Here is a 9,251-nt window from a genome sequence, read left to right as displayed (position 1 = left end):
CGAGGCCAGTTGGGTGGCCGAACCCTGAATGGCATGCAGGGTATCGCGCAGGCTGGCCTGCATCTGCTCCAGCGAATGCTGCACATCGGTGATCTCGTCACTGCCCTCGCAGCGCACGGCCTGGCTCAGGTCACCACCGGCAATACGCGCTGCAACCGCCTTCAGCTCTTCCAGCGGCTGGGTGATGCTGCGGCTGAGCAGCCAGGCGGTGATCAGCGTCAGCAGCAGGCCCACCACCAGCAGCACGATGAACACCACCTCTGCCTGATTGGCACTCGCCTCGGCCTTCTCACCCGCCGCCAGCGCGCCCTTGCGATTCAGCTCCACTACCTCATCAAGGGCCTTGATCATCTCGCGGTAACTGGTCTGGCTGGCACCGATGCTGCCCAGATCCGGGTTACCGCTGCGCAGGCTGGCCAGCACATCCTGCAGGGCACGCTCGTAGGTCTGGCTACGCTGGCGGTAAGCATCGAACAGACGGCGGTCGTCATCGCTGATGATGGTGGCCTCGTAGCGACCGTCATACTTGTCGACATCGGCCTTTAAGGTTCGAATCTCCTCGCTGAAGGTATCGATCTGATCCGGCATGGTCATCGCCAGACTTTCCTGCAGTCGGATACTTAACCGATCAGCTTTGATCTGCCCCATCCAGTCCAGGCCCTGCATCCAGACATCACGGATCTCCAGGGCATTCTCACGCAGGGTATCGATCTGCTTCAGAGCGGCCAGGCCAACCACCAGTAAAATCAGACCCAGCAGGCCGAAGCCGATCAGGTTACGCGCACGCACAGTGAAGTTACGAAGGGACATCGCGAACTCCGGCTTATCCAAAAAGACGTAAAAGGGTTAACGACAGTCTGGCGGTAAAGTTGAAGTTTTTCCTGCGAAGCCCAGCAAAAACGTGCGCCTTTCTTGCACCCGAAGATGAAGAACCCCGCCGGAGCGGGGTTCTTCATCTTGAGCGAGCCATTACAAGCGGAAGCGCCCTACCATCTGGTTGAGCTGCCCGGCCAGGCGGGCCAGTTCGTCGCTCGCCGTGGACGTCTGGCTGGCGCCGTCGGCGCTCTGCTCGGCGATGTCGCGGATGGCCACCAGATTGCGGTCGACCTCGCGGGCCACCTGCGCCTGCTCTTCGGCGGCACTGGCAATCACCAGGTTCATCTCGTTGATCTGGCTGATGCGCTCAGCAATCTGCACCAGCGCATTGTCCGCCTCGCTGGCCAGCTCCTGGCTGCGCTTGGCGAATTCGCTGCTCTGCTGCATGGCACCGACCGACTCCTGACTGGCGCTCTGAATCGCGCTGATCATCCGCTCGATTTCCTGGGTGGAACTCTGCGTGCGTTGCGCCAGCGCCCGTACTTCATCAGCCACCACGGCAAAGCCGCGGCCCTGATCACCGGCACGGGCCGCTTCGATCGCGGCGTTGAGGGCCAGCAGGTTGGTCTGTTCGGCGATGGTGCGGATCACTTCCAGCACCTGGCCGATGGCGATGGCTTCCTGGGCCAGACGGCTGATGGTGGCCGAGGTGCCATCCAGCTTGCCGGTCAGCTGGACGATGGTGTCGCGGGTGATACCGACCTGCTTGCGGCCGGCCTGAGCGGTCTGCTCGGCTTCGCGGGAGGAGTCGGAGGTGTGGTTGGCGTTGCGCGCCACCTCATCCACGGCGGCCGACATCTCGGTGACGGCGGTCGCCGCCATCTGGATTTCCTCGTTCTGCTGATGAATGCCCCGCGCCGTCTGGTCGGTAATGGCGTGCATCTGCTCGGCGGCCGAGGCCAGTTGGGTGGCCGAACCCTGAATGGCATGCAGGGTATCGCGCAGGCTGGCCTGCATCTGCTCCAGCGAATGCTGCACATCGGTGATCTCGTCGGCACCCTCGCAGCGAACAGGCTGACTCAGGTCACCGCCGGCAATGCGTGCGGCCAATGCCTTCAGCTCTTCCAGCGGCTGCGTGATGCTGCGGCTTAGCAGCCAGGCAGTGGTCAGGGTCAGCAGCAGACCAAGCCCCAGCAGAACAGAGAATACCGTCACAGCCTTCTGGGCATCCTGCTCAGCATCCAGACCTGCGGCCTGAGCACCTTCGCGGTTGAGTTCAGCCACAGCGTCCAGAGCTTCCATCATGCGGGTATAGGCCTGCTGGCTGGCCCCGACGCTGGCCAGATCCGGCTCACCGGCACGGATCGACGCCAGCACGGCCTGTAATGCTTGCTCATACTCGCGAGCCTTGGTGACGTAGGCATCAAAAGCGCGCCGATCGTGCTCATAAACAATCTCGCGATCGTATTTCTGCTCAACCTCATGGGCGCTCAGGAGAAACTGATTGATGTCCTGCGATAGTGCGTCAACTTGATCCGGAATCGTCAGGACCAGGCTTTCCTTGAGGCGAACGTTCTGCCGGTCGGACTTCATCTGCGCCATCTCGTCCAATCCAAGCATCCACTCGTCACGCATTTCCAGAACATTGCTCTTGAGATTCTGTATCTGCATCAGCGCCACAACACCGGTCACCAGCAGAATGCTCCCCAGCAGGCCAAAGCCCAGCAGGTTCCGGGTACGCACAGTCAGCTTTCGAAGTGACATCACAAACTCCAGTCAATCTTTAACAGGTGAGAGGGTTAACGTCCGGACAGCCGGAAAGTTGAGGCTCTGACGCTAGCCGAAGAACCAGTAGCACACGCCGATGGCCGCCAGCACGCCGGCCAGCTCGGCCGCCAGGGCGCAGCCCACCGCATGGCGGGCGCGCTGGATGCCCACCGCGCCGAAGTACACGGCGAGCACATAGAAGGTGGTCTCGGTACTGCCCTGCACGGTAGCCGCCACCAGCGCCGGGAAGCTGTCGACGCCGTGGGTCTGCATGGTTTCGATCAGCATGGCCCGCGCCGCACTGCCGGAGAACGGCTTGACCAGCGCGGTGGGCAGCGCCTCGACAAAGCGGGTGTCCCAGCCCAGCCCCTCGACACACCAGCGGATGCCATCGAGCAGCACCTCCAGCGCGCCGGAGCTGCGCAGCACGCCGACGGCGCAGAGCATCGCCACCAGGTAGGGCAGCAGATTCTTGGCGACGTCAAAACCTTCCCTGGCGCCCTCGACGAAGGTTTCGTAGACCGGCACCTTCTTCAGCGAGCCCAGCAGCAGAAACAGCAGAATCAGGCTGAACAGCGTGAGGTTGCCCAGCAACGAGGACAGAGCTGCCAGCGCCGTAGCGCTGAGGCCGGCCAGCAACGCCATGAAGCCACCCAACAGCAGGGCTCCGGGAATCAGGTAGGCCAGCACCACCGGGTCCCACAGTCTCAGACGCTGCACCAGCGCCACGCTGAGCAAGCCGACCAGCGTCGAAGCCGTGGTGGCAAGCAGGATGGGCAGGAACACCAGGGTCGGGTCGTCCGCCCCCTGCTGGGCGCGGTACATGAAGATCGACACCGGCAGCAAAGTCAGTGAGGAGGCGTTGAGCACCAGAAACAGAATCTGCGCATTGCTCGCCGTGTGCGGCAACGGATTGAGTTCCTGCAGCGCCTTCATGGCCTTGAGGCCGATGGGAGTGGCGGCGTTGTCCAGACCCAGGCCATTGGCGGCAAAGTTGAGGGTGATCAGGCCGAGGGCCGGATGGCCACGCGGCACCTCCGGCATGAGGCGGGCAAACAGCGGTGCCAGGGCTCGCCCCAGGGCATCGACCAGACCGGCCTTCTCGGCGATACGCAGCAGACCAAGCCACAGGGTGAGGGTGCCGAACAGCAGGATCATCACCTCGACCGACAGCTTGGCCATGGCGAACAGGCTCTCCACCATGGCCGCCCAGACGCCGGGGTCGCCACCGATCCAGCGCGTCAGCCCGGCAATTGCCGCCACCACGAAAAAGCCCAGCCACAAGCCGTTAAGCATCGCCATCTCCCCCGGTCCAAGCGGCGATCATAACGGGCGGCGGCAGTAACGGCACCGTCTGGCCGTTATCTGCGGTTACAACTGCCCTTAGGCAGACGCTTGTCGCCGGGTCTGGCGCCCGTATCATCCGGCCATTTCCCAGCAAAGAAGTCGGATATGTCGCTGACCGCTCTCGCGCCGGCCCCCTCATCGGCGCCGCTACCCTGGAAAACCGCCACCCTCCGCCTGTTGCTGCTGAGCGTCCTGAGCAGTCTGTTGCTGATGGCCGACGACTTCATTCAGCAGTTGTTCACCCCGGCCAACCAGGCCGAACTGGAGCTGCGCTTCGTGTTCGTGGTCTGGCTGTTCAGCCTGGCGCTGTGGTGGTGCGGCATGCCGAGGCTGGTCAGTGCCCTGCTGGTTCTGCTGGGCAGCATGCAGTTGATTCAGCTCAGCCACGTCTCCTTCTTCGGCGAACCCCTGGCTGCTCAGGACATCGTCAGCCTGTTCGGCGACTTTGCCGAAGTGCGTGAAACCGGCTGGAACAGCTTCGGCGACCACTGGCATGTACTGCCCAGCGTGCTGCTGCCCTACGGTCTTTTGCTTCTGATGCACAACCTCATCCCGCGCCGCGTGCGCCTGCCACAAAGCCGCTGGGCACTGCTGATCATCATTCTGGTGCTGGGCAGCAAGCCTTACCGCGCCACCTACCGCGACCTCAGCTCGTTTATGCCGGGGCCCACACGCAGCGGTCTGCACAACAGCTTCAATGCCTTTGCCTTCTACGGCGTACGTCTGGCCTTTCGTCCGGCCGAAGCGTTGCCTCCCGCACCGTTCAAGCCCTATCAGATCAACCCGGTTGCGACATCGGCCAAGCATGTGTGGCTGGTGGTGGCCGACTCGCTGCGCACGGACCGGCTCGGTGTACTCGGCTATCACCGCGACACCACGCCCACGCTCAGCCGGCTGCAGGCAGAGGAGCAACTACTGGCCAAACCCGGTATCGCCTCGGGGGTCGCCACAGCCGTCAGCCTGCCGAACCTGCTCAATGTCATCCGTGAACCGGGGCAACCACATCTGCTGCGCGAGCAGCCGCACAACCTGTTCCGCCTGGCCCAGCAGGGCGGTTTTCGCACCCACTGGCTGTCGGCTCAGGAGTCCAAGCTGCTCAGCCATCTCGGCAGCCGCTACCTGGATGTATCGATCACCCGCGAGGACTACCCGCTGCGCTTCCTGAAGCGCCATGACCATGCCCTGGTCGATCTGCTGGGCGAGCAGCGCTGGGGGGCACGCAACTTTGTGGTGATCAACCTGCGCACCGCGCACCTGCCCTATGAAGAAAACTACGACCAGCACACCGAACCGGTAGAACGCTGGCCGATCACCGCCTCGCTGCCGCGCGAAGAACGTCAGGCCAACGCCTACGACAATGCCCTTCGCTATCTGGATGACGTGCTGGCCGAGATGATCGAGCGCTTCGAGCAACTGGAAGGCGAGCGCTATATGGTGATTACCGGCGACCACGGCCAACTGCTGGGCGAACAGGGCCGCTGGGGACATAACGACCTGGTGCCGCAAGTAGCGGAGGTGCCGGTGATCATCATCGCCCGTGACGCTCCGGCCAGCACACTGCAGGCGCTCAGCACGCAGCAGTGGGTCAGCCACTACGAGCTGGGCATCTGGCTGGCGGAACGACTGGGCAGTCGTGTCGACAACCCCAATCTGCAGAGCGGAGAGCACTTTGTGCAGGGCAAGCAGTTATTCGGCGACAACCTGATTCAACGGGTGAAGGAGACACCCGGAGGCCTGGTCTACGATCAACCGCGCCTGCTCAGCCGCTGGCTAAACGATCTGGCAAAAGCCGCATCCACGCCCTGAATAATGCTTGCCTGAAGGCACCGATGCGGCACAGGCTGCATCACCCAACATGCCAGGAGCCTGCCATGCCCAGCATCAACCCCAGCCGCGAACAACTGGCCCGTTTCGCCCAGCAGATGCCTGATGAAACGCCCATCCTCATGCTCAATCTGCTGCGCTATCGCGATGCCGCGGCCTATCCGGACGACAGTGGCCATAGCCCCTGCAGCGGCCGCGAGGCCTACAGGCGCTACAGCCATACCGCGCTGAACAAGGTGCAGGGTGTGGGTGGCCGGGTCGAAGTGATGGCGCCGGCTCAGGCGATGCTGATCGCCCCTCAGGACGAGCAGTGGGATGAACTGCTGCTGGTGCGCTATCCGTCAAAGAGCGCCTTTCTCAGCATGCTGGCCGACCCGGAGTACCAGGCGGCGACTGTGCACCGTACCGCGGCGCTGGCCGACTCGCGCCTGGTGGGCTGCCTGCCGAACAACTGAGTCAGTGCTGCGCGACAAACATCCGGAACGCCTGGGCATCCAGCGGTTTGGCGAACAGCCAGCCCTGGCCGATCTGTGCGCCCAGCTCAGCCAGCAGGACGGCCTGGCGTTCATGCTCGACCCCTTCGGCGATCACCTTGAGACCGAGATCGCGGGCCATCTCGATCACATGCGGCGCCACCGGGCTGCTGGCGGCTTCGGTGCCCAGGGCATCGACAAAGCTCTTGTCGATCTTCAGCACATCCACCGGCAGTTGCTGCAGGTAGGACAGGCTGGAGTAGCCGGTACCGAAGTCGTCGATGGCAATGCGGTGGCCATCGGCGCGCAACTGCCCCAGCAGGCGGGTGGCCAGCTCAACATCGACCAGGCCCCGCTCGGTCACCTCCCAGACCAGTTGCCCCGGCGCCACGCCGGCCTCACGCAGCAGGCGCCGCGCCGGTTCGGCAAAGGCCGCTCCGGCAATATCGGCGGCGGCCAGATTGACCGAAACGTATAGCTGCGGGTTCGAGCGCAGCAGCTCACCCACCTCGGCCAGCACCAGCTCGATCACCCGCTGGGTGATGGCGCAGATCTGCCCGCTGTCCTCGGCCTGGGGAATGAACAGATCAGGCCGCACCCGCTGACCATCGGCGCGCCGCCAGCGCACCAGCGCTTCGGCGCCCACGCAGCGGCGGGTCTGCAAATCCACCAGCGGCTGATAATCGACCTCCAGCTCGCCGCGACGCAGGGCCAGTTGCAAGGCCTTGTGCAGGGATTGCTCGTGGCGGATCAGCAGCGCCGCCAGCCAGCCGAGCAGGGCAGCGAATGCCAGAGCCAGACCGCCAAACAGCCGCTGGTAGTAAGCCGTGGCCTGCCGCAGCGGGCCATCATCGGTCACCAGCAGCAGGCGCATCCCGCGACTGTCGCCCGGGCCGCGCAGGTAGACTTTGCCATCGGCGACAAACAGCGGCTGTGGCGATTGCGCCGCTGCCTGCTCGGTGGCCGTGGTCACCATGCGCACACCACTGAAATCCAGCATGCGCTGCCCCTGCGCATCGGTCAGCAACGCCTGATAGCCGTCAGGCAGAGCGATTGTCTCCTGCAAATAACGCAGGCTGCTGGCTACCTGCGCACCAGCATCCATCAGCAGTAAAGAAGGCTGGCTGGACACACTCAACTGCTGCGGATTCCACAACAGCCTAACGCTATCGAACTGCCAGGCCTGATAGCTCTGCAACTGCTGCTCCGTTGGCAGGGGCAGGCTGTAGCACCACTGCCCATCAGCCAGACGCAAAGCGACCGCGTGGGTGTAGAGCATGCCGTGGCGCAAGCTACGCAGCTGTTGGCGGGCATTGTCGTCACACTGGGCGATCTTCTGCTGATCCAGTACCTGCAGATGCCCGGCCAACTCGCTGAGCAGAACTGCACTGCGCCGCACAACCTCGGCATGCAGTACACCCAGGCGCTGCTGCTCACTCTGCCGCGCCTGCCAAGTTCCAAGCTGCCAGGCACCGCTCAAGAGCAATAGGCTGCTTAGCAGACCGACCAGCAGGCCCAGTGGCCAGGGCCGATAGCACCAGCGCCAGTAGCGTGACATCTGCTTGATCATGCTCACCTCCCTGTGTGATCCGTTCAGTGCTGCGTCAGGCTGGCCAACAGGGCGGCCGTTTCGCTGTCGGCCTGGCCATCGTAGCGCACTGGCCGGTACTTCATCTGGAAGGCCGCCAACACGTTGCGCGTCTGCTCATCGAACTCGCCGCTGAAGGCAATACCGTAGCCCACTTCAGCCAGTTGCTGCTGGAACCACAAAGCATCGGGCAGGTGCTGAGCGAAGCCGGGCTGCAGGGCCGCCACCTGACGGGCATCCGGCCAGCGGATCAGCCCGGCGTCGGCCAGGCGCTTCCACGGAAACAGCGGGCCGGGGTCGACCTTGCGCTGCGGGGCAATGTCGCTGTGGCCGATGATGCTGTCGATCGGCAGATGATGGCGCTGCACGATGTCCTTGAGCAGGGCGATCAGCGCGCTGATCTGCGCCTCGCTGTAAGGCTGCCACTGGCGACCATCCGCCCCGTCGCGATAGCCCTCGTTGACCAGCTCGATACCGATGCTGCTGGCATTCAGCCAGGTACGTCCGCGCCACTGGCTGTCACCGGCATGCCAGGCGCGGCGGTCTTCGTCTACCAACTGGTAGACGGTGGCTGGCGCCGCATCGATCAGGTAATGGCTACTGACGCTGCCCTGGGTGAGCAGCTGCAGCGAGCGCTCGACGCCCGTGGAGGTGTAGTGCACCACCACGTACTGCACGCGGCTGCTGTGATTGCTGGAGGGGTGCTCGCGGTTGATCTTCAGTCCACCGGCACAACCGGCCAGCAGCAGGCACAGACTCAGGGACAGCAGGAAACGGCTCATGGGGTGATATGCAGGATGCTCTGTAGGTTATCCAGCAGCATATCGACACTGAGCATGATCAGCAGCATCCCGGTAAGACGCTCCACCGCATTCAGCCCGCGCGCGCCCAGCCATTTGTGCAGCCGGGTGGCCTGCGAGAGGATCAGCGCCGTGCCGGCCCAGGCCAGCAGGACTGCCGCATAAAGTTCCCACAGCGGGCCATCGTGGGTGTTGCGCAGGGTCATCAGCAGCGCCAGCGCCGAGGGCCCGGCCACCGCCGGAGTGGCCAGCGGCACCAGCAGCGGCTCACCATCCGGCACCTCACCGAGCAGGCCCTGCGGCGAGGGGAAGATCAGGCGCAGGGCAATGATGAAGAGGATGATGCCGCCGGCTATGGCGATCGACTCGCGCGACAGGCCCAGCCCCTTGAGCAGCCATTCACCGAAGGTGAGAAACAGCAGAAGCAGGCCGAGGGCGAACAGCAGCTCACGCAGCGCCACACGCAGACGGCGCTCGGGCGCCACCCCTTTGAGGGCTGCGAGGAAGATGGCGATGTTGCCGAAGGGGTCGGTGACCAGAAAGATCAGTACGGCAATGCCGAGAATGTCCATGGGGCGGTTCCTGATGAGCGCAGTGCCTGAAGAGCGATGGCTGCAGTGTAGGTCCTAGGACAAA

The 9,251-nt window shown here is 63.8% G+C and carries 8 protein-coding genes and 1 pseudogene; 2 read left to right on the top strand and 7 right to left on the bottom strand.

Annotated elements, in window-relative coordinates; translation table 11 throughout:
- From CK486_RS14450 to CK486_RS14440, 4 genes and pseudogenes are all read right to left on the bottom strand, one after another.
- A partial coding sequence (locus tag CK486_RS14450; protein ID WP_141248915.1) for an MCP four helix bundle domain-containing protein occupies window positions 1-810 on the bottom strand: 810 nt, incomplete at its 3' end.
- Between the two features lie 159 nt (window positions 811-969).
- Complete coding sequence (locus CK486_RS14445; protein ID WP_371915505.1) at window positions 970-2,061, bottom strand: methyl-accepting chemotaxis protein; 1,092 nt, start codon at window positions 2,059-2,061, stop codon at window positions 970-972.
- Window positions 2,059-2,580 (bottom strand): annotated as a pseudogene (locus tag CK486_RS18530) (MCP four helix bundle domain-containing protein); the annotation flags it as partial. The gene CK486_RS14445 and the pseudogene CK486_RS18530, both read right to left, overlap by 3 nt.
- A gap of 72 nt (window positions 2,581-2,652) precedes the next feature.
- Window positions 2,653-3,879, bottom strand: coding sequence for a nucleoside recognition domain-containing protein (locus tag CK486_RS14440; protein ID WP_095941007.1), 1,227 nt, complete (start codon window positions 3,877-3,879; stop codon window positions 2,653-2,655).
- Window positions 3,880-4,035: 156 nt separating this feature from the next.
- Between CK486_RS14440 and CK486_RS14435 the strand changes: the two genes are divergently transcribed.
- Entirely contained in the window at window positions 4,036-5,736 is a 1,701-nt protein-coding gene (locus CK486_RS14435) for a sulfatase-like hydrolase/transferase (RefSeq protein WP_095941006.1), read from the top strand.
- 65 nt (window positions 5,737-5,801) lie between these two features.
- Complete coding sequence (locus CK486_RS14430) at window positions 5,802-6,209, top strand: DUF1330 domain-containing protein (RefSeq protein WP_095941005.1); 408 nt, start codon at window positions 5,802-5,804, stop codon at window positions 6,207-6,209.
- Window position 6,210: 1 nt separating this feature from the next.
- On the opposite strand, the gene CK486_RS14425 is transcribed toward CK486_RS14430, so the two are convergent.
- The 3 genes from CK486_RS14425 to CK486_RS14415 are packed head-to-tail and all read right to left on the bottom strand — an operon-like array spanning window position 6,211 to window position 9,187.
- Window positions 6,211-7,797 (bottom strand): EAL domain-containing protein, encoded by a 1,587-nt coding sequence (locus tag CK486_RS14425; RefSeq protein ID WP_095941004.1) that lies wholly within the window; start codon window positions 7,795-7,797, stop codon window positions 6,211-6,213.
- A gap of 23 nt (window positions 7,798-7,820) precedes the next feature.
- Window positions 7,821-8,597, bottom strand: coding sequence for an N-acetylmuramoyl-L-alanine amidase (locus tag CK486_RS14420; protein WP_176481717.1), 777 nt, complete (start codon window positions 8,595-8,597; stop codon window positions 7,821-7,823).
- Window positions 8,594-9,187, bottom strand: a complete 594-nt coding sequence (locus CK486_RS14415; protein WP_095941003.1) for a MarC family protein — start codon at window positions 9,185-9,187, stop codon at window positions 8,594-8,596. Before CK486_RS14415 ends, CK486_RS14420 begins: the two co-directional genes overlap by 4 nt.
- Window positions 9,188-9,251 lie beyond the last annotated feature (64 nt).

The organism is Pseudomonas sp. HAR-UPW-AIA-41, from assembly GCF_002304225.1.
Classification (GTDB): domain Bacteria; phylum Pseudomonadota; class Gammaproteobacteria; order Pseudomonadales; family Pseudomonadaceae; genus Aquipseudomonas.
Note: the sequence above shows the minus strand (reverse complement) of the source record. Positions and strands in the feature narration are given on the sequence as shown.

What these genes read in the sequence shown, in the direction of transcription:
- CK486_RS14435 (WP_095941006.1), top strand. Translation starts at nt 4,036, where the DNA reads ATGTCGCTGACCGCTCTCGCGCCGGCCCCCTCATCGGCGCCGCTACCC.
- CK486_RS14415 (WP_095941003.1), bottom strand. Translation starts at nt 9,187, where the DNA reads ATGGACATTCTCGGCATTGCCGTACTGATCTTTCTGGTCACCGACCCC.
- CK486_RS14430 (WP_095941005.1), top strand. Translation starts at nt 5,802, where the DNA reads ATGCCCAGCATCAACCCCAGCCGCGAACAACTGGCCCGTTTCGCCCAG.
- CK486_RS14420 (WP_176481717.1), bottom strand. Translation starts at nt 8,597, where the DNA reads ATGAGCCGTTTCCTGCTGTCCCTGAGTCTGTGCCTGCTGCTGGCCGGT.
- CK486_RS14440 (WP_095941007.1), bottom strand. Translation starts at nt 3,879, where the DNA reads ATGCTTAACGGCTTGTGGCTGGGCTTTTTCGTGGTGGCGGCAATTGCC.
- CK486_RS14425 (WP_095941004.1), bottom strand. Translation starts at nt 7,797, where the DNA reads ATGATCAAGCAGATGTCACGCTACTGGCGCTGGTGCTATCGGCCCTGG.